This window comes from Tenacibaculum sp. Ill (assembly GCF_051938915.1).
GTDB lineage: Bacteria > Bacteroidota > Bacteroidia > Flavobacteriales > Flavobacteriaceae > Polaribacter > Polaribacter larymnensis.
In genome coordinates this window covers 2907908-2934321 of the sequence record NZ_JBPSCW010000002.1, presented here as the reverse complement: position 1 = coordinate 2934321, position 26414 = coordinate 2907908, and the positions used below count along the sequence as shown (strand labels likewise).

The following is a 26414-nucleotide window of genomic DNA, read 5'->3' as shown; positions in this document are numbered from 1 at the left end:
GGTTTTTTAGAAAAAAATATTAATTATATAAAAAAAGAAAAGCAACTCAATTGAGTTGCTTTTTTTTTAATGGTTTTAGCAGTGGATTAAGTCAATAGCAATTTTAGGATTAAAACACTCTCCATGACAACAACCTTCATCTGGTCCACAGTCTTTGGATGTGTAGCAAAAGCTACCAGTATTACCTCCTTTAATTGTTTTTTGCTTAGTTTTATTTAAACTTGTTCCTAAATTTAAAATTGATTTTTTCATAGTTAAAAATTTTAAAATAATTAATAATTAGATGTTTAAAGACATTCAAGGTCTATACTTTGAAAAAATTATTCATAGCAAGCCCAACAATGACCTTCGTACCAAATTTCATGGACTAGTCTACAGCTTTCCTTAGTTCGATCATAGAAAATGGTTCCTCCTAGCTCACCACAAGGTCCATCGTTACCTCCGTTAATTTGTTTCTGATCAGCTTTGTTTAAAGCTTTACCTAGGTTTAAGATTGATTTTTTCATTTTCAAATAATATTTAATTGACTTTTTTAGGAACAAACAACTAGAAGGTTAAATGTCTAGTTGTTTGTTTTTTGTATTCAGTTTTAGTTAAAAGTTTATAAACAACCACTTTGCCATTTGTAACAAATACGTTTAATTGGATCCCAATCTAAACAACATCTTGGTATGCTGCCACCGTTTATTTGTTTTTGGTTGGTTTTATTTAAAACTTTCCCTAAGTTTAAAATTGATTTTTTCATGATTAAAAAATTTAAATATTTAATAATCCTTGAACTATTTAAAGACACTCAAGGTTTGCGTCTATTCTTCGCGAAAGGTTTTGTTTTTAATTTGTTTCTCTTTGACATTGCTCTTCAGTTAAACATAACCATTGATGTGTTCTTTTTATGTAACAAAGAACATAATCACATTGAGTACCTCCTTTACTGAAGCCTCCATTAATTTGTTTTTGAATAGTTTTGTTTAAAACTGGTCCTAAGTTTAAGATTGAATTTTTCATAATTTAGGGTTTAGATATAATTGTTGAGTTAGTACCACATACAGCGAAATCCGTCACATCTTCCAGCATCACATAAAGTGAAACCTCCAGAAGTAGTTTGACAACATTTATACCCGTCTTGATAGCAACCACGTGCTATACCACCATTAATTTGTTTTTGGTCAGTTTTATTTAAAATTTTACCTAAGTTCAAGATTGATTTTTTCATTTTATTATTTTTTTAGATTAAATACTTATAGAATGGTTCATAGTTTTCTTATTGTTAAGAAAAACAATCATAATTAACGAGCGTCATATTTTGACACTCCTGTGTTAAGTTATGGTAATCTTGACAGGAGCCACAAAGAGTAGCAGGTGTGTTGAGTGGTTCGTCAGAGTAATAGCATCCTCTTGGAGGACATGATTGATTACCTCCGTTAATAACTTTCTGTTGACGCTTATTAAGAGGTTTTCCTAGATTTAAGATTGATTTTTTCATTTTAAAAAGCTTAAAATTTGACAAAATCCTTGAACCGTTTAAAGACACTCAAGGTTTGTGTCTATTCTTCGCGAAAGGTTTTTTACTTTAATTTGTTTCTCTTTGACATTACTCTTCAGTTAAACATAGCCATATTGATGTGTTCTTTTATGTAACAAAGAACATAATCACATTGAGTACCTACTTTACTGAAGCCTCCATTAATTTGTTTTTTGAATAGTTTTATTTAAAACTGTTCCTAAGTTTAAAATTTGCTTCTTCATATTAAAATATTTTACAGTTAAGAGGGGGTGTTTTCTTCACAATCAATGTGAACAAGAACACATTTTTTATGCTCTAAAGGAAGTGCTTGATATTGTGAACATGTACCACAAACCCCATTGTTTACACCATAACATGGAGGACCAGAGTAAGTGTCACAACTAGAAGCTCCTCCGTTAATTTGTTTTTGATCAGCTTTATTTAAGGCTTTTCCTAGGCTTAAGATTGATTTTTTCATAATTCTAAATTTTAATATTAATACCAAATGCACCCAAAACGGTCACATCTTCCTGGAGCACATAAGTTACCCCATGAAGTAGATTCACAACACATTATTCCATCTTGTGTACAGCCACGAGCGATACCTCCATTAATTTGTTTTTGGTCAGTTTTATTTAAAGCCTTACCAAGGCTCAAAATTGATTTTTTCATAATTTATTTTTTAGATATTAATACCAAATGCAACCATATTGTGTACATCTTCCTGCATCACAGAATTGTCCCCATTGAGTTTGTACACAGCATCTACTTCCACTTCCAGTACAAGAACCAGATCCGATTCCACCATTAACTTGTTTTTGATCAGCTTTATTTAAAGCTTTACCTAAGTTTAAAATTGATTTTTTCATTTTAAAATAATTTAAATTTGATAAAAATCCTTGAACTATTTAAAGACACTCAAGGTTTATGTCTATTCTCCGCGAAAGAATTTCTTATTTAAGAATATTTTTAAGCTGATAGAAAAAACGTTCTATCAAGCGTAAGTCTTCAGTTACGATATCTGCAGCTCCTTTCATTTCTTGTCTAAAAGGAATTGTTTTATTGTATGTAGTTTCTAAATTTTGGGGTAATTCTACATTAACTAAGTAATTACCTCCTTCATTAGGGGTTAATGAAATTGATTTGACTTTTCCATTTAATTCTCCGAATTCATCAGAAGGATAGTTTAATAGCTTAATCTGAACTTTTTGACCTTTTTTTATTTTTCCAGAGTTAGCAGCAGGTGCTTCTATTTTTCCGATAAATGAATTTCCTTTGTTAGGAATAATAGTGAATATTAAATCACCCGTATTAACAGTTTGATTTTTATTCCAAAATGATAAGAAGGATACTTTACCATCTATTGAAGAAGTTAAAGCATATTGCTTTTCCCAATCTTTAATAGCTTTTTTTAAGTACAAGAAAGATTGTATAGCTTTCTTTTTAAGGCGTGTATCTTGTTGTGTTTTTTTTATGGAGGTTCCTTCTAAGTTTTTTGCAGAGTTATTGATTAATTCTCTTATTTGTGAAATTGAAGACTCTAAAGTTTTGTATGATCGTTTAGCTTGTAAATACTCTATTTCTTTTTGGTCTTTTTCTTTGGCAGAAATAACGCCTTGACCAAACATTTTTCTACTACGTTCTAAGTCCTTTTCTTTAAACTCCAACTCTTTTAAGTTAAGTTCCTTTTGTGATAATAAAATTTGCAACCTACCTCTTGCTTCTATAACAGACATTTGGTTTGCGAAATTTTCAGATTTAAATGGAGTTAACTTTTCATTTAAAACATATTCAGAGTAGTCATTTTCAAATTGAGAGTAGCTAGATGTTATGTCGCCTAAAATTAGTGGAGGGACTTTGTCAACAGGGAAAAAGAATTTTTGTTGATTCATTTCAATAGTATCAACAATACTCTTTAAAAGTAAAACATCTTTATAAGAAGCACTGTTTTCAATTACAGCTAAAACATCACCTTCAGAAACAGTTTTACCTTCACTAGTTAGAAAAGTTTCGAATTGACCTGTTGATTTAGCATAAATTTTTTCAGGCGGAGTAGAGGTAGTAACCATTACCTCTGTAGATATAACGTCAGGATATTTTACAAACCATGAGATGAATAATAGCATCAGAATTAGTCCAAGAAGCAAGGTGTTTCCCCAACGAATCATCCAGTTAGGAACATGAGTTAAAATTTCTTGAACTTCTTCACTTCGAATTTCTATATCTTGAGTATTGTTTGGCATATTAGAGAAAGTAAAGGTACTCCTGTATTAATGGTAGGAGTACCAATGAAATAAATTATTAATTAGGACATGATACAAGTTCCGTTATAGCATTCCCAAGGTGTTAAAGGGGCTCCAGGACCATCTTGATCGTAACAATCTTTTTCGGTTTTACAAGGGTAACCACCATTAATAAGTTTTTGCTCTATTTTACTTAAGTTTTTACCCAAGTTTAATATTGATTTTTTCATAATTAAATTATTTTTATACTAATTTTAGTTGTGAGATAAAAAACGACTATTGGGATTGTTGACAGATTTGTGTGTAATCTGGAACACAGGTGTCTCCTTGTAGTTTACAACAACCTGAACATAAAACACCATAAGGTCCATCATCTACTATATAGCAACCATTATTGGTAGATCCACCATTTATATTCTGTTGTTCTATTTTGCTTAAACTTTCACCTAAGTTTAAAATTGATTTTTTCATTTTTCATTTTTTAAATTATACACCGAAACAATAATACCCAACTCTAACTCTGTTTTGACAGCTAGAAGGAAGGTTGTTATAGTCACTACAACTCCCACAATAAACAGCACCACCAAATAACTCTGTGTCACTATTACCATAGTAGCAGTTAATTGGAGGACATGATTCATTTCCTCCACCGTTAATTGTTTTCTGATCTATTTTACTTAGACCTTTACCAAGGTTTAAAATTGATTTTTTCATAATTAATTATTTATAAGGTTAAGCAGGGCAACATTGTCCGTTTTTGATGATGCCTCTATTGGTTCCCCCTGTACCATTTGGTACAGCACAAACATCTCCTTCTTCACAATCTAAAGCACAAAAAAAGTAGCTTGAGCAAGGAAAACCAATTACCTTTCCTCCACTAATTTGTTATTGCTCAGCTTTATTAAGAGCTTTTCCTAAATTTAATATTGATTTTTTCATATTATTTTATTTTTAGATGGCGCATTCGCAGTAACCTTGGTTATTACATATAGCATCCATATCGCAATTACTGTTATTACTGTTATAACACCTAATTCTAGATTGTGATTCTTGATCGCATTCCCCATCTGAATCGCCCACAGGTATACCATATCCTCCAAGGATCTTTTGTTGGCTAGTTTTATTTAAAGCTTCACCTAGGTCAGAGATTGATTTTTTCATTTTTAAATAATTTAAAATTTGATAAAATCCTTGAACATTTAAAGACACTCAAGGTTTGTGTCTATTCTTCGCGAGAGAATATTTTTATTTGCCTAAGTCTAGTTGGTTTTTAACTAGATGGTAATAACTTCCTTTTAATTTGATTAGTTCTTCGTGACTTCCTTTCTCTATGATTTTTCCTTTTTCAAGCACTACTATTTGGTGGGCATTTTTTACAGTACTTAATCGGTGTGCAATTACCACTGCTGTTTTGTCGGCAAAAAATTCATTAAGTTTACCCATAATAACCTTTTCGTTATTGGCGTCTAATGCACTAGTTGCTTCATCAAAGAATAAGAATTTTGGATTTTTGTAAACAGATCTTGCAATTAATAATCGTTGTTTTTGACCCGTACTCAATCCGTTTCCTTCACTACCTATTTTTGTGTTGTAGCCTAAAGGCAAGCCTTCAATATAATCACCAATGTTTGCTACATCGATTGCATGAGCTAATTTTTCTTTATCAATATAATCTTCACCTACAGCTATGTTTTTAGCTATAGAATCATTAAAGATGTAACCTTCTTGCATCACAACTCCGCAATTTCTCCTCCATTCTTTTTGCGATACATTTTTCAAATTGAAGTTGTTTATCATAATGTCTCCTTGGTCTACTTGATAGAAACCAAGTAGCAACTTCATTAAAGTGGTTTTACCACTACCACTAACACCTACTATTGCCGTTGTTTTATTGGCTGGAATTTCAAGAGATAAATCTTTTAAAACAGGTTCTAATCCCCCAGTGTATCTGAATGAAATATTATTTAATTTTATGGATGCATTTTCAGGAATAGCAGTAACTTTTTCATCACCAGGTTTTTCTTCATCTTCCATGTTGTGTATTTCACCTAGTCTATCTAAAGAGATTTGTGCATCTTGTATATCTCTCATGAAATTTATTAGCTGTGTAATAGGTCCATTTAATTGACCAACTATATAGCTAATAGCCATCATCATACCTAAAGTAATTTGCCCATCTATAACTAGTTTTGCTGAAAGTATGGTAATGAACATGTTTTTAAGCTCATTAATAAAGTTTGATCCTACACTTTGGGTTTGTTCTAAAGCAAGACTTTTGGTGGCCACTTTAAATAAACGAGCTTGTACATATTCCCAATTCCAACGCATGCGTCTTTCAGCATTGTGGAGTTTAATTTCTTGCATTCCATTAATAAGCTCAATAACTTTGCTTTGTTCTTGACTTACTTGAGAAAAACGCTTATAATCAAGTTCTTTTCGTTTTTTAAAGAAGAACAATACCCATCCAAAATATAGTGCACTTCCTAATACAAAAACTCCAAATATCTGTAAACTGTAATAACCTAAAACTAAACTGAAAATTATAAGATTAAAAAAAGAAAATAACACAGTTAAAGAAGATGTGGTTAAAATCCGTTCAATACGTTTATGGTCATTTATTCTTTGTAATAAATCTCCAGTCATTCTCACATCAAAGTAAGAGATAGGTAGTTTCATTAGTTTGATAAAAAAGTCAGAAATTAAGGAGATGTTAATACGTGTACTAAGGTGTAGTAGAATCCAACTTCGAATGATTTCTAGAGAAGCTTTTCCTATAAAAAGAAATAGTTGAGCAAATAAGATAAGGTATACAAAATTTAGATCCTGATTTTTAATACCTACATCAACCACACTTTGAGTTAAAAAAGGTAAGATTAATTGTAATAAGCTACCAGCAAGAAGTCCTATTATTAATTGAACTATAAACTTCTTGTATTTGTATAAGTATTTAAAAATAAATGAGAATCCAAATTTTTCATCTTCTTCAAACTCTTCTTGATAAAACTTAGGTGTTGGCTCAACTAACAAAGCGATTCCTTCCTCTGTGTTTTCGTCAGCGTTGTTACCAATCCAATGTTGAATAAACTCTTCTTTTGTAAAAGTGATTAGGCCATGAGCAGGGTCAGAAATATAAACCGTGTCCTTTTTTATTTTATAAAGAACTACATAGTGGTTTTTATTCCAGTGAACTATACAAGGAAAAGGAGCTTCTTTAAGTTTGTTAAAAGCTAATTTTATACCTAAAGACTTAAAACCTATAGACTCGACAGCTTCACTTAAGCCGAGTAAGCTACTTCCTTCTCTGGTTGTTTCACTTAATTTTCGTAATTGTTGAGTATTGATGGTTTTACCATAGTGTTTAGCTATGATTTTTATACAAGTAGGCCCACAATCTTTAGCCTCAGTTTGTTTGTAGTTTGGGAATTTTTTCAAGTTAAGCTTAGATATAAAACAAGTTAGAGGATTAATCCTCTAACTTGTTAATTTATTAATTATTACAAATTCTTCTATAATCTTCTCCTTCCATACAAAGTCCAATATAAGGAGGGTTTTTACAACACCCCATATGACCAGGACAATCAGAATTAGTATAACAGGCAATAGCAATTGAACCGTTAATTAATTTTAGTTCACTTTTATTTAAAGTTTTGCCTAAGCTTAAAATTGATTTTTTCATAAAGTATTAATTTAAAATTTTATAGATAAGGGGCAGGGCATTCTGGTGTTCCATAGCAGCAATTGTACTGATCTGTCCAACAGCATCTTTCAATAGGATTCCAGTAATAGCCTTTATCTGTTCTACATCCTCCTGGTATTTCTTTACCTCCGTTTATCTGTTTTTGGTTGTTTTTGTTTAGAGCTTTTCCCAAGCTCAGAATTTGTTTTTTCATAATTGTTTGTTTTATGAGAAATTAATTTTATTGGTAATTCTATCTTATAGAGTTAAAAGTCTATTGACCACGACACCAGCCGTTATTGAAATAGTCATCTGTTCTACATAACATTTGAGAGTAGCAACAACCAAATCCACCAGGGCAATCTTGATGGTTTTCACAAAGTATTGCCCCACCATTAATTAATTTTTGCTCTATTTTATTTAAAGATTTCCCTAAACTTAATATCGAATTTTTCATAATTTCAAGATTTAAAAGTGTTAATTAAGTTTGGCATAGTAAACCAGCTGAGTTAGGACTTCCAATTGTTTGACAAAAATTAGCTGTATTACAACAGCCAAAGTTACAATCATCATTAGTAATACAGTTGTATTTACCCCCGTTTACTAGTCTTTGTTCTAGTTTACTTAAAAGGTTACCTAAATTTAATATCGATTTTTTCATAATTAATTTAGTTAAATTATACTACCATCACATAAAAATCCTGTGTTTCCTTGATCACCAAATAACTGACACCATCCAGCAGTATTACAGCAATACCCATTTCCACATTGGTAATGATTGTCACATTGCACTTTACCTCCGTTAATTTGAGTTTGTTCTACTTTTCTTAAAGTTTTACCTAAATTTAGAATTTGTTTTTTCATAAATTTAAAATTTAAATACAACAGTTTACAGCCGGGTGATATTGACAGCCTGAAATATAATTGCCTCCACAGCTAGGGTTGTTAAGAGCCGCATAGCTTGTGGTACAACATTGTAACGCAGGATCACAACATTTAGTAGGTTTTAGGCGACCACCATTAATTGCCTTTTGACTTCTAGTATCTAAATGTTTGCCTAGATTTAAAATTGATTTTTTCATTTTGAAATTTTTTATCTAAAAAGGACCAAAAGCACAATATAATTCAGCACAGTGATCTCCATAATCTTCACATACTCGGTCTTTGTTTGTATCACACATTTTTCTACCACCATTAATTTGGATTTGTTGAGCCTTATTTAAAGTTTTTCCTAAGTTTAAAATTGATTTTCTCATAATTTAATACTTTTTGTTAAGAAGAAGTTAGTTAATTATTCTGGGAAATTTGGGCATTCCATTGCAGGACAATTCCCTGTAGGGTAATTAGGGGCTGATACAAGGAAACACATATTGCTACAGCAATGAGAGTTAAACCCACAATCAGAATCACATTGACAAAACCTTGGAGCTCCTCCTTTAACTTGCTTTTGTTCAGTCTTGTTTAAAAGCTTACCTATGTTTAAAATTTGCTTTTTCATAACTATTCAAGTATTAGTCTGCAGTAAGTTTCAGCACATTGCCAACCATAGTATTCACATACACGATCTCTGTTAGAGTCACATTGCATTCTACCTCCGTTAATTTGAGCTTGTTCCGCTTTTTTTAAAGCTTTACCTAAATTTAGAATTTGTTTTTTCATAATTAAAATATTAAGGTTACTTTTGCGGCGAACATTTAAAGACACTCACCAATGTGTCTATTCTTCGCGAGAGAATTTTGTTCAAAATGCAAAGCCCTTTTTAGGGCTTTGTCTTTTTATGCTGTTTTTAATGAAATATTAGAAGTTTGCGAGTTCTCTTCTAAATCTTCAATAAATAATATTAAATCAGTTCTGTTATATTCTTTAGGGAATGATTTCCCGTTTATTAGAATTTCCGGAGTAAAGTTGATCGCATTTTTTGTACACCAATTTTTTTCTTTTTCGAGTTCTGAAATATAGGCTTCTTTGTCAGTACACTCATCCCATTTTTTTAACCAAGCAGCAGGCTTTTGTCCCTCATAAATGGCATCCATAGCTATGAGGCATTCCTTATCTCCTTTGGTATTGTATATTTCTATGAGCCTACTAGTAATTTTAACAACATCACTATCCTTATTTTCTACACTTATATTAAACCTTACTTTAATTTTTACATTGTTATGATACCTTTTGATGATTTCATCAACGTGAGCATGAACAGGTTTACAGTGCCCACAAAAAGGATTGGTAACTATTGTTATCTCAAGATTAGAGTTTGGGTTACCAAAAACGATTTCTTTGCTATCGGTTAACTGAGTATCAAGTTGAGGCGACTTTTGTAAAAGGCTATCAAATAGCGCGTAGTTTCTTTTAAATTTAACACTTGCTATTTTTTCTTTTTTAAGCTCTTGTACTTCAGTAAACAAAGGTTTTATATAGCTCCAAGTTAACCAAGTAAAAGAAGCAACAAGGCCTAAAGTAACAAAATCACTAAGTATAAAAGTATTAATGTAATTACTTGTTAATATAGGAGCTAATGCTTGTAGCCAAAGTACTCCAACTATGCTTAAACATAAAAGGCACCATTTTTTTACTACTACATATTGATAATATAATGAGTAGAGAGTAACAGGTATAGCTAGTAAACTAATAGTATATGAAATTGTAGGGTTAGAGATTTGAGTAAAAGTTAAAAGAGATAATCCAATAAAATAAAGCATACTAAAGTCGCTTAATTTATACCCTTTTAAAATCTCCGCTCCTTTTGAAGTTAATACAGCGTCACAATCTTTTTTATCATCGGCTCCAGAACAAAAGGCATCACCAATTGATGTTTTCAATCCAAGCTCTTGTTTTATAATTGCAACACTAATAACAGCTCCAGTAATTGATAGTAGGAAATAAAAAGTGTTATACCACGAAGTTGAATTGTTAAAAACAAAAAATAAAGCAAAAACAGCAAGTAGAGAGAAACCAATAGTTTTTACCAGTTTGGAGTTGTTTTTAGAAGCTTGATAATCCTCAGTTTCTTCAACAGCAACAATAATTCCAGTAAATTTATTTAGAAACTCACTTTCTGTTAGTTTTGTTTTTTTGTTTTCAGAATCGTAAATTATGTAATCTAACTTTTTTCTTTCTACTACAATTAAATCTTGACCATGTTCACTGTTTATTTGAGCAATAAAACAGTCGGGTAGTTGAGAAAGAGTTTCTGAGTTAACAGGAACATCAGCAGCAACATTTTCAATATTAAAATGATCTAAAACTCCTGTAATTGCATGTAAACTAGGGTAAGAAGGATGGCTTTGAATTTGAAAAGCTAATTCTTCTTTGTCAAAAGAAATACTATTTTTCTTAAGTAATTTTTGTACTAAATTGATTAATGTGTCTTTCAAAAGTAAATAAGTTTTTTAAGGATAGCTATTTTAAATCTTCCCAAAGCTATATGTTGATAATTATTTTTTTGTGAAAAAAACCATAAAAAAAGTATGGAAAAACCGTAGTTTTTATTTTTTTAAATGAATCCTTTTTCTTTGGCTACTAATATTAACTCTCTGTCTCCTTTAGCTTTAACATTAAATATTTTCTTTAAATGTCGTTTTCGCTTTTCAATACTAGCTGCAGAAAGTGGTATGTAATTAGGCATGTCTTTCATTTTAGAACCCAATGAAAGTTCGTATAGAATTTGTCGGTCTATTGAATCAATAGAGAAGTTATTAGAAACTTCTTTTCTCAAAAGGCTTAAAACAGTTTTACTATAATAAGGAATATTGTTTGTTACATTTTTTATAGCGTTTTTTAACTCTTTTGAAGTTAGATCACTTTTAACAAGAAAACCTTCAGGGTTTAAGCTTTTAAATATATTGTGAATTCTATAGTTGTCATTGCAATCAGTTGAAACAATAAGTTTTGTACTTGGTAGTAGTTTCCTGATTAAAAGGCCTAAATCTTCACCGGATAAAATTTTTCTGTTCTTAGCAGGTGAAAGTTTTAAATCTAAAACAACAAAGTTTAGAGAGGTTTCTTTTTCAATTGTTTTTTTTATAATATCGTAAGCTCCATTACAATTATAGGTAATGTCCGTGTTAAAATTAAAATTTGGGTTTAATCTAGCTATTTTAGATATTATGTTCTTATACGTTTCGCAAATAAGCGGGCAATTATCCGCTAATAAGGCAGACTGTTTTTCTTTTCTCATGTTTAAATAATTTCGGGGGGAATACTATTTAATTGATTTTTTTATTCAAAAAATCAGCTCATAAATTTATATAAACTAATTTAAAATCAAAAAAAATATGTATAAAATAAATTATCTATTGATGAGAAATATTGTAATTCTATTTTTTTAACTCTTTTTTTAAGAATTTTGCAGTGTAGCTTTTTTTGTGTTCAGAAACTTCTTCAGGAGTCCCAAAAGTCAGTACTTTACCGCCTTTTTTACCACCTTCCATACCTATATCTATAATATAATCGGCTAGTTTGATAACATCTAAATTATGCTCAATTATTAAGACAGTGTTTCCTTTATCTGCTAATTTATTTAAAACATCCATTAATACACGAATATCTTCAAAATGAAGACCAGTAGTTGGTTCATCTAAAATATAAAAAGTATTTCCAGTATCTCTTTTTGAAAGTTCTGAAGCTAATTTAATACGTTGCGCTTCACCACCAGAGAGGGTAGTAGATTGTTGTCCGAGTGTAATGTAACCTAAACCAACATCTTTAATTGTTTTTAGTTTTCTGTATATTTTAGGGATATGCTCAAAAAATGCTGTAGCTTCATTAATTGTCATTTCTAAAATATCAGAAATAGACTTTCCTTTATAGCGAATTTCTAATGTTTCTCGATTAAAACGTTTTCTTTGACAGGTTTCGCACTCTACATGAACATCTGGTAAGAAATTCATTTCAATAACACGAACACCACCTCCTTGACAAGTTTCACAACGACCACCCTTTACGTTAAAACTAAAACGACCTGGTTTATATCCTCTTATAGAGGCTTCTGGGGTTTTTGCGAATAAACTTCGTATTTCGCTAAACACTCCAGTATAAGTAGCGGGGTTTGAACGAGGAGTTCTACCAATAGGAGACTGATCAATATCAATTACCTTATCAATATGATCTAAACCTTCAATTTTTTTGTAAGGCATCGGTTTTTTAACTGCTCGATAAATATGAGCATTTAAAATAGGGTAAAGGGTTTCATTAATTAAAGTAGATTTACCACTACCTGAAACACCTGTAACACAAATCATTTTACCTAAAGGAAACTCAACAGAAACATTTTTTAAGTTGTTCCCAGAAGCACCTTTTAAAGAAATTATTTTTCCGTTTCCTTCACGACGTTTTTTAGGAACTTCAATTACTTTTCTTCTAGATAAATAATCAGCAGTAAGGGTGTCGTGACTTTTTAAATCGTCAAAATTGCCTTCACTAACAATTTCTCCACCATGGCGACCAGCACCAGGGCCAATATCTAGGACAAAGTCAGCATTTTTGATCATGTCTTCATCGTGCTCAACCACTAAAACAGAATTACCAACATCACGAAGTTTGATAAGAGAATCAATTAATTTTTGATTGTCACGTTGATGTAAACCAATACTAGGTTCATCTAAAATATATAAAACACCAACTAGTTGTGAGCCTATTTGTGTTGCAAGTCTAATACGTTGTGCTTCTCCTCCAGAAAGTGATTTTGATGTACGGTCTAATGTTAAATAATCTAGTCCTACATCTAATAAAAACTGAATTCGTGTGCGGATTTCTTTTAAAATTTCAGCAGCAATGGTTAATTGTTTTTCTGATAGTTTTTTATCTACATTCTTGAACCAGCTGGCTAATTCTAGCACATCCATTTGCGCTAAGTCACTAATATTTTTATCGGTAATTTTAAAATGAAGTGCTTCTTTTTTTAAGCGCTTTCCATCACAGGAAGAACAAGAAACTTCATCCATAAAACCTTTAGCCCAACGTTTTATGGAAGTGCTTTCTGAGTTTTTGTATTGATTTTCAATAAAGGCAATGATTCCTTCAAAATCAATTTCATAATTTCTGGTAACACCAGCAGTTTTTGACTGTATTTCAAACTTTTCTTTTCCGCCATGAAGAATAATCTCCATAGCTTCTTTTGGAATACTTTTTATAGGGTCGGTTAACTTAAAACTATAACGTTCAGCAATAGTTTGAAGTTGTTTGAAAATCCAACTATTTTTTTGTTCGCCTAGGGGAGCTATTCCTCCATTTTTAATAGAAATGCTACTATCTGGAATTACTTTTTGATGATTTATTTCATTTGTAATCCCTAGTCCATTACACTTAGAGCAAGCTCCTTTTGGTGAATTGAACGAAAAGGTGTTAGGTTCTGGGTTAGGGTAAGCGATTCCCGTGGTAGGACACATAAGTTCACGGCTAAAATAACGTGGTTTTTCATCATCAACATCAATCACCATTAAGATATTGTCGCCAGTGTATAAAGCAGTTTTTATAGTTTCTTCCAGACGTTTTTCTGCGGTATCATTTACAACTAAACGGTCAATAACCACTTCTATATCGTGTGTTTTATAACGATCGAGTTTCATGCCTTTTTCAATCTCACGAATTTCACCATCCACACGAACACGAACAAAACCTTGTTTAGAAATTTGTTCGAATAATTCACGGTAATGTCCTTTTCTCGATTTAATTAAAGGTGCAAGAACAGCAATGCGCTTTCCGTCAAAATCTTTTAAGATTAAATTTCTAATTTGTTCATCAGAATAGCTAACCATTTTCTCGTCTGTGTTGTATGAGTAAGCATCTGCTGCTCGAGAAAATAATAAACGGAGAAAATCGTAAATTTCAGTAATAGTACCTACTGTAGAACGTGGACTTTTATTAGTGGTTTTTTGTTCAATAGAAATTACAGGAGAAAGTCCATCTATTTTATCAACATCAGGACGTTCTAATCCTCCTAAAAACTGACGGGCATAAGCAGAAAACGTCTCAATATAACGACGTTGTCCCTCAGCATAAATGGTGTCAAAAGCCAAAGAAGACTTTCCACTTCCACTCAAACCAGTAATTACAACTAGTTTTTCACGAGGAATTTTAATATCAATGTTTTTTAAATTATGAGCGCGTGCTCCGTAAACTTCTATGTATTCTTGTTCTTTCAAAGTGAGGATTTTACCAAAAACAGCAAAGTTACCAAAACCAAATTTATTTTAAAGTAACCATTGTTAACAAATAAGTTGAAAATAGTATCTTGCGTATTAATGAGTGGCCTAGGAATAGAAATATATGAAACAGCGTTTGTTACATCAACATTTAGATCTTTAAATGCTGAGTTAAGTAGAGATATGTATGCAAAGCTTTGGAATAACTCTCGGACTGACGAGTTAGTGGAAAAATATCTTAATAACGTTTGTGAAGAAGAAGTTTCAGCTCATTGCTTAAGAAATAGGTTTTTTCTAGAGGAGATAGAAAGGTTAAAACCAGCCGTAATTATAAATTTTGGATCTGGTTTTAGTATGTATCCGTTTTTATTGGATAAAAGTATAATCAATATTGAAATTGATAAAAAAGAAATTATTGATTATAAGGAAGAGAGGATAAAAGAATTTCAAAAAAAAGGAGAACTACCAAATAGAACAATTCATTATGTAGGAGTTGATTTTAGTGAAGATTATGTTGAGGATTTACTAGAAAGAATAAAACCTATTATAAAAAACAAAACTTCATTTGTTTTAATAGAGGGAGTATTGTTTTTTCTGTCAAGAAAAGATACCGATAAACTTTTTGGTTTTTTCTCGATGTTACAAAGAAAAGGAGATTATATAGGAAGTGCTTCATTTCAAAAAGATTTAAAAAAATCTAAAGGGTTTAAAAAATTACTCGATTTTTGTAATAAGGAAATGGTGAAAACTGAAGCATCAGATTGGCAAACAATCGAAGATGATTTTTATGTTGAGAACAAAAGTTATGATTTGTTAAATCATCAAGATTATTTTAGTCTCTCAGAAAAATATAATAATGAAGTGAAGTTAGAAAAAGATTTAATTTTAAATGAGAATTTTTATATCTTGAAAAAAATAGTGTAATGAAATTTATCCATTCTGTACGACATTTTTTTGAACGACATGGTTTTAACGTGTCTTCGAGGTTTGCAGACCGTTTAGGTATGCGAGCTACCAATGTACGTCTGTTTTTTATATACATATCATTTGTAACAGTAGGTTTGTCTTTCGGTTTGTATTTAACTATGGCATTTTTACTGAGATTAAAAGATATGATTTACACTAAAAGAACTTCTGTTTTCGATTTATGATAAACACCGTATTTAAGTCAAGATTATATAAAGCTATAACTTATTCTGTACTAATTGTTTCAGTAGGAATGTTGGGTTATATAGTGTTTTTTGGGTACTCTTTAATAGATGCCTTATATATGACAATTATAACCATAAGTACTATTGGTTTTGGTGAAGTACACCCTTTTGGTACAGGTGAAAAGTTATTTACTATAGGGCTAATAATATCTAGTTTATTTATTTTTGGTTACGCGGTTTCTTCATTTTCAGAATATTTAATTAGTGGGCAATTTTTTCATCAACTAAAAGTAAAAAAAGTGCAAAAACAAATAGAACAATTACGAGGTCACACAATTGTGTGTGGTTACGGAAGAAATGGTAAACAAGCTATTTCAAAATTAAAAAATTACAAGAAGCAAATAGTTGTAGTTGAAAAGTTTGAGGGAATAGCTAGACAACTGAATGAAAAAGGAGTGTTAACTATTCAAGGAGACGCAACGCTTGACGAAACATTGTTAAGAGCTGGTATTATGAATGCTAAAAATTTAATAATTGCTTTACCTTCTGATGCCGATAACTTGTTTGTAGTGTTAACAGCAAAACAATTAAATAAAGATTGTAAAATAATAAGTAGAGCATCAAAAGAAACTTCGTATAGTAAGTTGAAAATTGCAGGAGCAGATAATGTAATTATGCCTGATAAGTTGGGAGGTTCACACATGGCGTCTTTAGTGGTAACTCCAGATGTTATAGAGTTTGTTGATAGGCTAACTATAGAAGGAGAAACTACTGCAAATTTAGAGGAAGTAGCTATTAATGGTTTACCTGAAAAATATATTGACAAGACAATTTTAGACTTAGATTTAAGAAAAAAAACAGGATGCACAGTGATTGGATATCGTACACCTGATAAAGACTATATCATTAATCCAGAAGCATCTGTAAAATTAGAAGCAGGAGGGAATTTAATCGTTTTAGGTCGACCAGAACAAATAGAAACGCTTAGAAGAATTTTTTAATGAAGAAAGTTGTTGTAACTGGAAGCAATGGTTTGCTTGGGCAAACTTTAGTAAACCTTTTATTAGAAGAGAAGGAAAAATATCAAGTAATAGGTTTTTCTAGAGGAAAGAATAGGAGTGGAAGAAGTGATTTTGACTATGTTTCGATAGATATTACAGATGAATTGTTACTTCGTGAAAAATTAACTGAATACAAGCCAGATGTTATTGTAAATACAGCTGCAATGACAAACGTTGATGCTTGTGAAACAAATCAAGATGCTTGTGATGAATTGAATATAGGTGTCGTTCAGTACCTAAAAAACTATGCAGAAGAAAATAATACCCATTTAATTCATATTTCTACTGACTTTATTTTTGATGGTAAAAACGGTCCATATAAAGAAACAGACGTTCCAAATCCGTTAAGTCATTATGGGATTTCAAAACTAAAATCAGAAGAGGTTTTAACAAAGTCTACAATAGATTACACTATTTTACGCACGATACTAGTATATGGAAAAGTATATGATATGTCTCGTAGTAATATAGTATTATGGGTAAAACAAATGTTAGAAGAAGAAAAAGAAATAACGATAGTAAATGATCAGTTTCGTATGCCAACTTATGTCGAAGATTTGGCACTAGCATGCAAGCTTTCAATTGATAAGCGAGCACTTGGGGTTTTTAATGTGTCGTCGAATACTTTGCTGAGTATTTATGAAATAGCACAGCAAATAGCAGAAGTTTTTAAGTTAAATAAAAACCTAATAAAGCCAATTACTACAGCTACCCTAAGTCAAAGAGCTAAACGCCCAGCAATAACTGGCTTTGATTTAATAAAAACGAGGGAATATCTAGGCTTAAACCCAAAATCATTTCAAGAAGATTTACAAAAATTTAAAGAAAAACTAACGTAAAAACTATATTTAACAACGAAAACTTGTTGTAAGTACATTTTTTTATGATATTGCGGGCTACTAATTCAAAAATCTAATACATATTATGAACAAAAAACTACTTGCATTGCTGTTATTAATGACGCCAATGTTAACATTTGCACAGGAAAAAGGTTTAGACCAACAAATAGATGAAGCTTTTAAGCCTATTTCTGATTTTTTTAGTAGTGTGATTTTCTTTCCAGTATTTGGAACCCCTTTTGTATTGATTTTGTTAGTGGCTAGTGCCGCTTTTTTTACGCTTTATTTTAAGTTTCCTAATTTCCGCCATTTTTTCACTGCAATTAATGTTGTAAGAGGAAAATATGAAGATATAGAAAAACATGGAGCACAGGTATTGTATGGAGAAGACGGTATAGCTCAAGGAGTAGATATGAATGAGGTTGATGATATTGAGGAGCATATTGAAAATGTAGAGAGTTTACATAGTGATTTAGAAATTGACGGAGATATTAAAGATACTATTCGTGATGAGAGTCATGAAGGCGAGGTGTCTCATTTCCAGGCATTAGCAACAGCAGTTTCTGGTACAGTTGGAAATGGTAACATTGCAGGGGTTGCGTTAGCGATCGCTTTAGGTGGTCCAGGAGCAACATTTTGGATGATAGTTTGTGGTTTACTTGGTATGTCAACAAAATTTGTTGAATGTACACTAGGAGTGCACTACCGAGATGTAGGTGAGGATGGAACAGTATATGGAGGACCTATGTATTACTTATCTAAAGGATTAAAAGAAAAAGGTTTTGCAACTTTAGGTAAAATTGCTGCAGGAGCATTTGCTGTTTTCTGTATTGGAGGTTCTTTTGGTGGTGGTAATGCAGCACAATCTAACCAAGCAACAATAGTAATTAAAGAGTTATTAGGTTTAGAAAGTACAGCAGCAGGAGCTATTATAGGTATTGTATTAGCTATTTTAGTAGGTATTATAATTATTGGGGGAATCAAGAGAATTGCTTCTGTAACAGAAAAAGTAGTTCCTTTCATGGCATTATTATACTTATTAGCGTGTCTTTATATTTTAGGAATTAATTTTTCTTTAATAGACGATGCTATATCATTAATTATAAATGAGGCGTTTAATCCAACAGCAATTGGTGTTGGAGGAGTTATTGGTGTTTTATTAGTAGGATTTAAAAGAGCAGCTTTCTCAAACGAAGCAGGAGCAGGATCAGCTTCTATTGCTCACTCTGCTGTAAAAACAAAATATTCAGCTTCTGAAGGTTTAGTAGCGTTATTAGAGCCGTTTATCGATACAGTATTAATATGTACAATGACAGCTTTAGTTATTATTATCTTTAACTTCGGAGGAGCTTTTGAATACGGAGGAGATGGAACAGGATCAGTATTTATTGATGGTGTAGCTTATGAAGGAGCAGGAATTACTTCAAGAGCATTTGCAGCTTACATTCCTTTCTCAAATGTATTCTTAACAGTAGCAGTAGTGTTATTTGCAGTTTCTACAATGATTTCTTGGTCGTATTACGGATTACAATCTTGGAAATTTTTATTCGGTAGAGGTAAGAAAGCAGATTTAACATATAAAATTTTATTCTTAACTTTCGTGGTAATTGGAGCTGCGGCTAGTATGAAGTCTATTTGGGACTTCTCAGATGCAATGATTTTTGCAATGGTATTCCCTAATATGGTAGGTTTATACTTATTGATGCCAGTGGTTAAAAAGCAACTAAAAAGATATTTAGATGCTATTAACCTTAAAAAGGAGGCAGTAGAAGACTAAGAAGTAAAACAAATGAAAATATTTAAACCCCATTTCTGGTATAACAAACGCCAACGAAATGGGGTTTTCTTTTTATTGTTTGCGATAGTTTTCTTGCAAATTGTGTATGTTTATGTAGATTTTTCTTCAGAAAAAGTACAAGCTTTAAATAAAAATGAGTTGATAGCTTTTCAGAATACTATTGATAGTTTGAAAAGAATAGAGCAGAATAAAAGAAAACCTAAACTGTATCCATTCAACCCAAATTATATAACAGATTTTAAAGGCTATCAATTAGGAATGTCAATAGAGGAAATTGATAGGTTACATAATTATAGAAAGCAAAACAAATGGATTAATTCTGCTAAAGACTTTAAACAAGTAACAAAAATATCTGACAGTTTATTGAGTAAAATAGCTCCGTATTTTAAATTTCCAGATTGGGTTGTAAAAAAAGAAAATAAAAAGAAGAGAAGTATAACAAAAGCAAACTCAGTTAAGAAGAATACATATAATAAGGAGTATAAGGTTTCTACAAATGATATTAATAAAGCTACTCAACAAGATTTTGAAACTATTGGTGGAGTAGGGGAAGTGTTATCTTCTCGAATTGTAAAGTATAGAAATAAACTACAAGGATATTCGTTATCTAAACAACTGTATGAAGTTTGGGGTTTAGATAAAGTTACAGCAGATAGGGTTATGCGAACCTTTATTGTAATAGAAAAACCAACTATTAAAAAAGTTAATGTAAATACAGCTAAATTTAAAGAGGTGTTGAAAAATCCATATATAAACTATGAATTGTGTAAAAAGATTTTTGAATACAGAGACGAAGTAGCAGAATTACAAGATATATCAGAATTAAGAAATATTAAAGATTTTCCGTTAAATAAATACGATAGAATAATCTTATATTTGGAAGCAAAATAAGCAAACAACAAAATTTAATAAACAAACCACTATGAATAGTATGTACTTTACCGAAGAGCATGAAGCCTTTCGTCAGAGTTTTAGAGATTTTTTACAAAAAGAGGTAGTTCCTCATATAGATAAATGGGAGAAAGAAGGTACGGTAGAGCGTTTTATCTGGAAGAAATTCGGTGAAATGGGGTACTTTGGTTTAAATCAACCAGAAGAATATGGAGGATTAGGTTTAGACCTTTTTTACACTGTAATCTTTTTAGAAGAGTTGCAGAAAATAAATTCAGGAGGTTTTGCAGCGAACATGTGGGCACATGCATATTTAGCGATGACCCACGTTAACAAAGAAGGAGACGATCGAATTAAAAGAGAATACTTAACACCAAGCATTGAAGGAGATAAGATAGGGTGTTTATGTATTACAGAACCTTTTGGAGGAAGTGATGTGGCAGGAATGCGTACTACCGCAATAAAAAAAGGAGACACTTATGTAGTTAACGGATCAAAAACCTTTATTACAAACGGAGTGTATTCTGACTATCTAGTAGTGGCAGCCAAAACAAACCCAGAAGATAAACATAAAGGAATGAGTATTTTTATTATTGATAGAGATACTCCAGGAATATCATCAACTAAATTGGATAAGTTAGGATGGAGAGCTTCAGATACTGCTGAAATAGCGTTTGATAATGTAGTGATACCTGCTGAAAACCTGATGGGAGAAGAAGGGAAAGGATTTCCTTACATTATGCAGCATTTTGCATTAGAACGTTTGATTATGGGAATTAACGCTCATGCCCGTGCTGAATATGCTGTAGATTATGTAGTACAATATATGAGTGAACGTGAAGCTTTTGGAAAAACATTAGATAAGTTTCAAGCTTTACGTCATAAAGTAGCGGAAATGGCAAGTAGAGTAGATATGTGTAGAGAGTACAATTATTCTATAGCAAAACGTTTAAATGATGGTATTTACGTTGTAAAAGAAGCAAGTATGAGTAAACTATTGTCTACTAAAATGGCAGATGAGGTCATATATGACGCTTTACAGTTACTAGGAGGTTATGGTTATATGGAAGAGTATCCAATGGCACGTTTATTACGCGATAGTCGATTAGGACCAATAGGAGGAGGTACTTCAGAAATCTTGAAAGAAATCATTGCAAAAATGGTGATTGATAAGAAGGAGTATAGACCAGCTACTTAATGGTTTCTGTTTTGTAATAATAATTATTGATAGACATATTAAAAGAAGAATCCTGCGTTTGCAGGATTTTTTATTTTTTTACTGAAAACAGAAAAAAATAATTTTAATTTAAAGAAAACGTTGTATCTTTGCCGTCCAAAATCTAATAAAATAATATAATTAACTGATATACTGTTTGTTGTCGGTTTTTTTGAAAATATAGATACTACGATGAAAGGAGGTGCAAAAATATGTTAATCATTCCAGTTAAAGAAGGAGAGAATATCGATAGAGCGTTAAAACGTTATAAGCGTAAATTTGATCGTACAAAAACGATGAAGCAGTTACGTAACAGAAAGCAGTTTACTAAGCCATCTGTAGCTAAACGTGCTCAAATGATTAAAGCATCTTACGTTCAGAGATTAAGAACTCAAGAAGAAGTAGGATAGTAATAATCCTAAAAAGTATAAAAAACCTGTATTGATATCAATACAGGTTTTTTTTGTACCTTCAATTAATAAAAAAAGTTAATAATGCTAATAGAAGCTTTCTTGGAATATTTAGAATTTGAGAAAAAATATTCAAAAAATACAATTCAAGCATATAAAACAGATTTAATTGCATTTAAAGATTTTTGCGAGGTTGAGTTTGATCAAGTAGATTTAGAGAGTGTTCATTACAATCAAATTAGAACATGGATTGTTAGTTTGGTTAATGCTAATGTGTCGAATAGAAGTGTGAATAGGAAGGTGAGTTCGTTAAAAACCTTCTATAAGTTTTTACAAAAAATAGGAGAGGTAGAAACAAACCCGTTATCAAGTCATAAAGCGTTAAAAGTTCAAAAGAAAATACAAACACCTTTTGATCAAAATGAAGTGAAAGAAGTTTTAGAACTAATAAAAGAAGGTGTCGATTTTGAATCAGTAAGAGATCGGTTGATTATAGAGATGTTGTATTCAACTGGAATGAGAAGAATTGAATTAATAAGTATTAAAGAACAAGATATAGATCATACCGGTAAAACAATAAAAGTGTTAGGAAAGAGAAATAAAGAAAGGTATGTAACAATCTTGCCGTCAGTATATAAAACTTTACAAGAATATTTAAGGCAAAAAAGAGAAATTAAAGAGGTGGATTTGGAGGTGCTTTTTGTAACTAAAAAAGGAGTTAAAATTTATGAAACCCTTGTTTACCGAATAATAAATTTGTACTTTAGTAGGGTGTCTACAAAAGCAAAAAAAAGCCCTCATATATTAAGGCATGCTTTTGCGACACATTTACTTAATAACGGTGCGTCGTTAAATTCGGTTAAAGAATTACTAGGGCATTCAAGTTTAGCCTCAACCCAAGTCTATACGCACAATAGCTTGGAACAAATAAAAAAAGTGTATAATAAGGCTCATCCTAGAGAGTCAACTTAAAAGATCGAAGAATTATGAAGGTATTCACGCAATCAGTAAATTTCTCAGCAGACCAAAAACTAATAGACTTCATTGAGAAAAAAGTAGGAGGATTAGAAAAGTTTCATGATAAGATCGTTGATGCAGAAGTGTTTTTGAAAGTGCAAAAAACGAGTGAAAAGGAAAACAAAATAACTGAAGTAAAAATTAATATACCTGGAAATGAATTAATCGTAAAAAAACAAACTAAAACCTTTGAAGAAGGAATTAGTGTATCTGTTGAATCTTTAAAAAGACAGTTGCAAAAATCAAAAGAAAAATCAAAGGATGCCTTAGTGTCGTAAAAACGATAAAAAATAATTAAAAAAGTTTTAAAAATTAAAAATTACTTTTTACATTTGCAGTCCGTTAGAAATAGCGGATTGTTTTTTTATAACAAAAGCCGATGTAGCTCAGCTGGCTAGAGCAGCTGATTTGTAATCAGCAGGTCGTGGGTTCGAGTCCCTCCATCGGCTCTAAAAGAACAAAAGTTCATTAAAATTTTGAATTAAGATTTTTGGGGAGATTCCAGAGCGGCCAAATGGGACGGACTGTAACTCCGTTGTCTTACGACTTCGCAGGTTCGAATCCTGCTCTCCCCACAAAAATCTTAATAACAAATTTGCGGGAGTAGCTCAGTTGGTAGAGCGTCAGCCTTCCAAGCTGAATGTCGCCAGTTCGAACCTGGTCTCCCGCTCTAAATTCGTTGCCGACATAGCTCAGTTGGTAGAGCGCATCCTTGGTAGGGATGAGGTCACGGGTTCAAATCCCGTTGTTGGCTCTATTTTAGAGTTTATTTGACAAGGGTTTAAAAATAACACTAAATATATTTAACTAAGAATTAAAATTAATAATCATGGCAAAAGGAACTTATGATCGTTCGAAACCGCACTTAAACGTAGGTACTATTGGTCACGTAGATCACGGTAAAACTACTTTAACTGCTGCAATTACTAAAGTATTAGCAGATGCTGGATTTTCTGAGCAGAGAGCTTTTGATCAAATCGATAACGCTCCAGAAGAAAAAGAAAGAGGTATCACAATTAACTCTTCTCACGTAGAGTATGCAACAGCTAACCGTCACTACGCACACGTTGACTGTCCAGGTCACGCCGATTACGTAAAGAACATGGTAACTGGTGCTGCACAAATGGATGGTGCTATCTTAGTAGTAGCTGCTACAGATGGTCCTATGCCTCAAACTCGTGAGCACATCTTATTAGGTCGTCAGGTAGGTATTCCACGTATCGTTGTTTTCTTAAACAAAGTTGATATGGTTGATGACGAGGAGTTATTAGAATTAGTAGAAATGGAAGTAAGAGATTTATTATCTTTCTATGAGTATGATGGAGATAATGGTCCTGTAATTGCTGGTTCTGCTTTAGGTGCATTAAACGGAGAGCAAAAGTGGGTTGATACAGTTTTAGAATTAATGGAAGCTGTTGATAACTGGATCGAAGAGCCACCAAGAGATACTGAAAAAGATTTCTTAATGCCTATCGAGGATGTATTCTCTATTACTGGTCGTGGTACAGTAGCAACTGGACGTATCGAAACTGGTATCGTAAATACTGGAGATCCTGTTGAGATTATTGGTATGGGAGATGAAAAATTAACATCTACTGTAACTGGTATCGAAATGTTCCGTCAAATCTTAGATAGAGGTGAGGCAGGAGATAACGCAGGTATCTTATTAAGAGGTATTGAAAAAACTCAAATTAAGAGAGGAATGGTAATCTGTAAGCCAGGTTCTATCACTCCACACGCTAAGTTTAAAGCTGAGGTGTATATCTTAAAGAAAGAAGAAGGTGGACGTCACACTCCATTCCACAACAACTACCGTCCACAGTTCTACGTGCGTACAACTGACGTAACAGGTAACATTAACTTACCAGAAGGTGTTGAAATGGTAATGCCAGGTGATAACTTAACTATTACAGTTGACTTAATCCAACCTATCGCATTAAACACAGGTTTACAGTTCGCTATCCGTGAAGGAGGTAGAACAGTAGGAGCTGGTCAGGTAACTGAAATCTTAGACTAATTATAGTTTAATAATAAAGTATAAGGAGTCTCTTTTTAGAGAGAGACTCCTTTAAAATACGGGTTTAGCTCAGTTGGTAGAGCACTGGTCTCCAAAACCAGGTGTCGGGAGTTCGAGCCTCTCAACCCGTGCAAAAAACTAAAACGAGTTGTGGTGAAAACTGCAACTCGTTAAAAGGATAAAATATGAGTAACTTTGTACAATACATTAAAGATTCTTTTGAAGAATTAAATACCAACATGACTTGGATTTCTCGTGAAGAAGCTCAAAAGTCTACTGTAGTAGTTGCAGCATTTACAATTGTATTTGCTTTAGCTGTAGCAGCTATAGATAAGGTTTTTCAAACAGGGTTAGATAACTTCTTTAAAATGTTTTAATGATGGCTGATTCGGTGATGAAGTGGTATGTGGTTAGAGCTATTGGAGGTCAAGAGAATAAGGTGAAAACTTATATCGAGACTGAGATTGCTCGTCATGGGTTGTCTGATTTTGTGAACCAAGTAATTGTTCCTACAGAAAAAGTTATTCAAGTAAGAAACGGAAAGAAAATTAACAGAGAAAGAGTTTACTTTCCAGGTTATGTAATGGTAGAAGCTAACTTAGCAGGAGAGGTTCCTCACGTAATTAAATCAGTAACAGGAGTTATTGGTTTCTTAGGTGAAACAAAAGGAGGAGATCCAGTGCCAATGCGTAAATCAGAAGTAAACAGAATGTTAGGTAAAGTAGATGAACTTTCTGTTAAAGATGAAAATATCGCAATACCTTATACAGTAGGAGAAACTGTAAAAGTAATTGATGGTCCTTTCAATGGATTCGATGGAACTGTTGAAAAGGTAAATGAAGAAAAGCGTAAGTTAGAAGTAATGGTTAAGATTTTTGGAAGAAAAACACCATTAGAGTTAAACTATATGCAAGTAGAGAAAATATAATAGTTACACCTATATTTAGATAGTGTTTAAGCTTCCAATTTAAACACATCGTTAAATCTTAAACAATGGCAAAAGAAGTAAGTAAATTAGTTAAACTACAAGTTAGGGGAGGTGCAGCGAATCCGTCGCCACCAGTTGGACCCGCTTTAGGTGCTGCCGGTGTTAACATCATGGAGTTCTGTAAGCAGTTTAATGCTCGTACACAGGACAAACAAGGTAAAGTATTACCAGTTGTTATTACAGTTTATACAGACAAATCATTTGAGTTTGTTGTAAAAACTCCACCAGCCGCAGTACAATTATTAGAAGCGGCCAAAATTAAGAAAGGTTCAGGAGAACCTAATAGGAAAAAAGTAGCAAGCGTTTCTTGGGATCAAATTCGTGGAATTGCAGAAGACAAAATGGTAGATATGAATGCCTTTGAAGTAGAGTCTGCAATGAGAATGATCGCTGGAACAGCTCGTTCTATGGGATTAACAGTAACAGGTGATGCACCTGCTTAAACTTTAAAAGATATTTAG

General features: G+C 32.1%; 39 protein-coding genes and 5 tRNA genes. 19 read left to right on the top strand and 25 right to left on the bottom strand.

What is annotated here, in order from left to right:
* Nucleotides 1–75: 75 nt before the first annotated feature.
* The 25 genes from ACTPNM_RS13840 to uvrA form a co-directional block, all read right to left on the bottom strand.
* The gene (locus ACTPNM_RS13840) at nt 76–252 is read right to left on the bottom strand and encodes a hypothetical protein (RefSeq protein ID WP_440122386.1); all 177 of its coding nucleotides are present in this window, start codon (nt 250–252) and stop codon (nt 76–78) included.
* A 68-nt stretch (nt 253–320) separates the two neighbouring features.
* Nucleotides 321–506 (bottom strand): hypothetical protein, encoded by a 186-nt coding sequence (locus ACTPNM_RS13835; protein ID WP_440122385.1) that lies wholly within the window; start codon nt 504–506, stop codon nt 321–323.
* A 95-nt stretch (nt 507–601) separates the two neighbouring features.
* Entirely contained in the window at nt 602–745 is a 144-nt protein-coding gene (locus ACTPNM_RS13830; protein WP_440122384.1) for a hypothetical protein, read from the bottom strand.
* Nucleotides 746–831: 86 nt separating this feature from the next.
* A complete protein-coding gene (locus tag ACTPNM_RS13825) occupies nt 832–1005 on the bottom strand; it encodes a hypothetical protein (RefSeq protein WP_440122383.1) in 174 nt (57 codons plus the stop codon).
* Nucleotides 1006–1033: 28 nt separating this feature from the next.
* Nucleotides 1034–1213, bottom strand: a complete 180-nt coding sequence (locus ACTPNM_RS13820; RefSeq protein ID WP_440122382.1) for a hypothetical protein — start codon at nt 1211–1213, stop codon at nt 1034–1036.
* Between the two features lie 550 nt (nt 1214–1763).
* Nucleotides 1764–1982: a hypothetical protein gene (locus ACTPNM_RS13815; protein WP_440122381.1), complete on the bottom strand. Its 219-nt coding sequence runs from the start codon at nt 1980–1982 to the stop codon at nt 1764–1766.
* Between the two features lie 17 nt (nt 1983–1999).
* On the bottom strand, nt 2000–2176 hold the full coding sequence (locus tag ACTPNM_RS13810; protein ID WP_440122380.1) for a hypothetical protein: 177 nt from the start codon (nt 2174–2176) through the stop codon (nt 2000–2002).
* 17 nt (nt 2177–2193) lie between these two features.
* Nucleotides 2194–2373, bottom strand: a complete 180-nt coding sequence (locus ACTPNM_RS13805) for a hypothetical protein (protein ID WP_440122379.1) — start codon at nt 2371–2373, stop codon at nt 2194–2196.
* 84 nt (nt 2374–2457) lie between these two features.
* Nucleotides 2458–3747, bottom strand: coding sequence for an HlyD family secretion protein (locus ACTPNM_RS13800; RefSeq protein ID WP_440122378.1), 1290 nt, complete (start codon nt 3745–3747; stop codon nt 2458–2460).
* A 62-nt stretch (nt 3748–3809) separates the two neighbouring features.
* The gene (locus ACTPNM_RS13795; RefSeq protein WP_440122377.1) at nt 3810–3977 is read right to left on the bottom strand and encodes a hypothetical protein; all 168 of its coding nucleotides are present in this window, start codon (nt 3975–3977) and stop codon (nt 3810–3812) included.
* A 46-nt stretch (nt 3978–4023) separates the two neighbouring features.
* Nucleotides 4024–4218 carry a hypothetical protein gene (locus ACTPNM_RS13790; protein WP_440122376.1) on the bottom strand — a complete coding sequence of 65 codons (195 nt, stop codon included), beginning with the start codon at nt 4216–4218 and terminating at the stop codon, nt 4024–4026.
* A gap of 15 nt (nt 4219–4233) precedes the next feature.
* On the bottom strand, nt 4234–4461 hold the full coding sequence (locus ACTPNM_RS13785) for a hypothetical protein (protein ID WP_099214051.1): 228 nt from the start codon (nt 4459–4461) through the stop codon (nt 4234–4236).
* Between the two features lie 237 nt (nt 4462–4698).
* Nucleotides 4699–4908, bottom strand: a complete 210-nt coding sequence (locus ACTPNM_RS13780) for a hypothetical protein (protein WP_440122375.1) — start codon at nt 4906–4908, stop codon at nt 4699–4701.
* An 84-nt stretch (nt 4909–4992) separates the two neighbouring features.
* Complete coding sequence (locus ACTPNM_RS13775) at nt 4993–7179, bottom strand: peptidase domain-containing ABC transporter (protein ID WP_440122373.1); 2187 nt, start codon at nt 7177–7179, stop codon at nt 4993–4995.
* 55 nt (nt 7180–7234) lie between these two features.
* Nucleotides 7235–7423 carry a hypothetical protein gene (locus ACTPNM_RS13770; protein ID WP_440122371.1) on the bottom strand — a complete coding sequence of 63 codons (189 nt, stop codon included), beginning with the start codon at nt 7421–7423 and terminating at the stop codon, nt 7235–7237.
* 19 nt (nt 7424–7442) lie between these two features.
* Nucleotides 7443–7637: a hypothetical protein gene (locus ACTPNM_RS13765; RefSeq protein WP_440122369.1), complete on the bottom strand. Its 195-nt coding sequence runs from the start codon at nt 7635–7637 to the stop codon at nt 7443–7445.
* 60 nt (nt 7638–7697) lie between these two features.
* Nucleotides 7698–7880 (bottom strand): hypothetical protein, encoded by a 183-nt coding sequence (locus tag ACTPNM_RS13760; RefSeq protein WP_440122368.1) that lies wholly within the window; start codon nt 7878–7880, stop codon nt 7698–7700.
* Nucleotides 7881–7904: 24 nt separating this feature from the next.
* Complete coding sequence (locus tag ACTPNM_RS13755) at nt 7905–8084, bottom strand: hypothetical protein (protein ID WP_440122367.1); 180 nt, start codon at nt 8082–8084, stop codon at nt 7905–7907.
* Nucleotides 8085–8095: 11 nt separating this feature from the next.
* Nucleotides 8096–8287 carry a hypothetical protein gene (locus tag ACTPNM_RS13750; protein WP_440122366.1) on the bottom strand — a complete coding sequence of 64 codons (192 nt, stop codon included), beginning with the start codon at nt 8285–8287 and terminating at the stop codon, nt 8096–8098.
* 233 nt (nt 8288–8520) lie between these two features.
* Nucleotides 8521–8679 carry a hypothetical protein gene (locus ACTPNM_RS13745; RefSeq protein ID WP_440122365.1) on the bottom strand — a complete coding sequence of 53 codons (159 nt, stop codon included), beginning with the start codon at nt 8677–8679 and terminating at the stop codon, nt 8521–8523.
* Nucleotides 8680–8714: 35 nt separating this feature from the next.
* Nucleotides 8715–8921 carry a hypothetical protein gene (locus ACTPNM_RS13740; protein WP_099214059.1) on the bottom strand — a complete coding sequence of 69 codons (207 nt, stop codon included), beginning with the start codon at nt 8919–8921 and terminating at the stop codon, nt 8715–8717.
* 2 nt (nt 8922–8923) lie between these two features.
* On the bottom strand, nt 8924–9082 hold the full coding sequence (locus ACTPNM_RS13735) for a hypothetical protein (protein ID WP_164723453.1): 159 nt from the start codon (nt 9080–9082) through the stop codon (nt 8924–8926).
* 116 nt (nt 9083–9198) lie between these two features.
* A complete protein-coding gene (locus ACTPNM_RS13730) occupies nt 9199–10797 on the bottom strand; it encodes a vitamin K epoxide reductase family protein (protein WP_440122363.1) in 1599 nt (532 codons plus the stop codon).
* Nucleotides 10798–10916: 119 nt separating this feature from the next.
* Nucleotides 10917–11600 (bottom strand): response regulator transcription factor, encoded by a 684-nt coding sequence (locus ACTPNM_RS13725; protein ID WP_099214061.1) that lies wholly within the window; start codon nt 11598–11600, stop codon nt 10917–10919.
* Nucleotides 11601–11739: 139 nt separating this feature from the next.
* Complete coding sequence (gene uvrA, locus ACTPNM_RS13720) at nt 11740–14565, bottom strand: excinuclease ABC subunit UvrA (protein WP_440122362.1); 2826 nt, start codon at nt 14563–14565, stop codon at nt 11740–11742.
* 75 nt (nt 14566–14640) lie between these two features.
* Here uvrA and ACTPNM_RS13715 point away from each other — a divergent pair, with 75 nt between their 5' ends.
* The 19 genes from ACTPNM_RS13715 (at nt 14641) to rplK (ending at nt 26396) form a co-directional block, all read left to right on the top strand.
* Nucleotides 14641–15489, top strand: a complete 849-nt coding sequence (locus ACTPNM_RS13715) for a class I SAM-dependent methyltransferase (protein WP_440122360.1) — start codon at nt 14641–14643, stop codon at nt 15487–15489.
* Nucleotides 15489–15716, top strand: a complete 228-nt coding sequence (locus ACTPNM_RS13710; RefSeq protein ID WP_099214064.1) for a PspC family transcriptional regulator — start codon at nt 15489–15491, stop codon at nt 15714–15716. Before ACTPNM_RS13715 ends, ACTPNM_RS13710 begins: the two co-directional genes overlap by 1 nt.
* Entirely contained in the window at nt 15713–16717 is a 1005-nt protein-coding gene (locus tag ACTPNM_RS13705) for a potassium channel family protein (RefSeq protein ID WP_440122359.1), read from the top strand. The genes ACTPNM_RS13710 and ACTPNM_RS13705 overlap by 4 nt, the downstream gene beginning before the upstream one ends.
* Nucleotides 16717–17616 carry an SDR family oxidoreductase gene (locus ACTPNM_RS13700; RefSeq protein WP_440122358.1) on the top strand — a complete coding sequence of 300 codons (900 nt, stop codon included), beginning with the start codon at nt 16717–16719 and terminating at the stop codon, nt 17614–17616. The genes ACTPNM_RS13705 and ACTPNM_RS13700 overlap by 1 nt, the downstream gene beginning before the upstream one ends.
* A gap of 85 nt (nt 17617–17701) precedes the next feature.
* A complete protein-coding gene (locus ACTPNM_RS13695) occupies nt 17702–19393 on the top strand; it encodes an alanine/glycine:cation symporter family protein (protein ID WP_440122357.1) in 1692 nt (563 codons plus the stop codon).
* A gap of 12 nt (nt 19394–19405) precedes the next feature.
* The gene (locus ACTPNM_RS13690) at nt 19406–20305 is read left to right on the top strand and encodes a helix-hairpin-helix domain-containing protein (RefSeq protein WP_440122355.1); all 900 of its coding nucleotides are present in this window, start codon (nt 19406–19408) and stop codon (nt 20303–20305) included.
* A gap of 31 nt (nt 20306–20336) precedes the next feature.
* Nucleotides 20337–21503 carry an acyl-CoA dehydrogenase family protein gene (locus ACTPNM_RS13685; RefSeq protein WP_440122354.1) on the top strand — a complete coding sequence of 389 codons (1167 nt, stop codon included), beginning with the start codon at nt 20337–20339 and terminating at the stop codon, nt 21501–21503.
* A 230-nt stretch (nt 21504–21733) separates the two neighbouring features.
* Complete coding sequence (rpsU, locus tag ACTPNM_RS13680) at nt 21734–21931, top strand: 30S ribosomal protein S21 (RefSeq protein ID WP_028892869.1); 198 nt, start codon at nt 21734–21736, stop codon at nt 21929–21931.
* 84 nt (nt 21932–22015) lie between these two features.
* On the top strand, nt 22016–22903 hold the full coding sequence (locus ACTPNM_RS13675) for a tyrosine-type recombinase/integrase (protein ID WP_440122353.1): 888 nt from the start codon (nt 22016–22018) through the stop codon (nt 22901–22903).
* 14 nt (nt 22904–22917) lie between these two features.
* Nucleotides 22918–23226, top strand: a complete 309-nt coding sequence (gene hpf, locus ACTPNM_RS13670) for a ribosome hibernation-promoting factor, HPF/YfiA family (RefSeq protein WP_440122351.1) — start codon at nt 22918–22920, stop codon at nt 23224–23226.
* Between the two features lie 97 nt (nt 23227–23323).
* Nucleotides 23324–23397: transfer RNA gene (locus ACTPNM_RS13665), tRNA-Thr, on the top strand.
* A 43-nt stretch (nt 23398–23440) separates the two neighbouring features.
* A tRNA-Tyr gene (locus ACTPNM_RS13660) sits at nt 23441–23523 on the top strand.
* A gap of 22 nt (nt 23524–23545) precedes the next feature.
* Nucleotides 23546–23618, top strand: a tRNA-Gly gene (locus ACTPNM_RS13655).
* An 11-nt stretch (nt 23619–23629) separates the two neighbouring features.
* Nucleotides 23630–23702: transfer RNA gene (locus ACTPNM_RS13650), tRNA-Thr, on the top strand.
* 75 nt (nt 23703–23777) lie between these two features.
* Nucleotides 23778–24965, top strand: a complete 1188-nt coding sequence (gene tuf, locus ACTPNM_RS13645) for an elongation factor Tu (RefSeq protein WP_099214072.1) — start codon at nt 23778–23780, stop codon at nt 24963–24965.
* A gap of 58 nt (nt 24966–25023) precedes the next feature.
* Nucleotides 25024–25096: transfer RNA gene (locus ACTPNM_RS13640), tRNA-Trp, on the top strand.
* Nucleotides 25097–25150: 54 nt separating this feature from the next.
* Nucleotides 25151–25342, top strand: coding sequence for a preprotein translocase subunit SecE (gene secE, locus ACTPNM_RS13635; protein WP_274640337.1), 192 nt, complete (start codon nt 25151–25153; stop codon nt 25340–25342).
* Between the two features lie 2 nt (nt 25343–25344).
* Nucleotides 25345–25893 (top strand): transcription termination/antitermination protein NusG, encoded by a 549-nt coding sequence (gene nusG, locus ACTPNM_RS13630; protein ID WP_099214163.1) that lies wholly within the window; start codon nt 25345–25347, stop codon nt 25891–25893.
* A gap of 65 nt (nt 25894–25958) precedes the next feature.
* Complete coding sequence (rplK, locus tag ACTPNM_RS13625) at nt 25959–26396, top strand: 50S ribosomal protein L11 (RefSeq protein WP_047790105.1); 438 nt, start codon at nt 25959–25961, stop codon at nt 26394–26396.
* Nucleotides 26397–26414 lie beyond the last annotated feature (18 nt).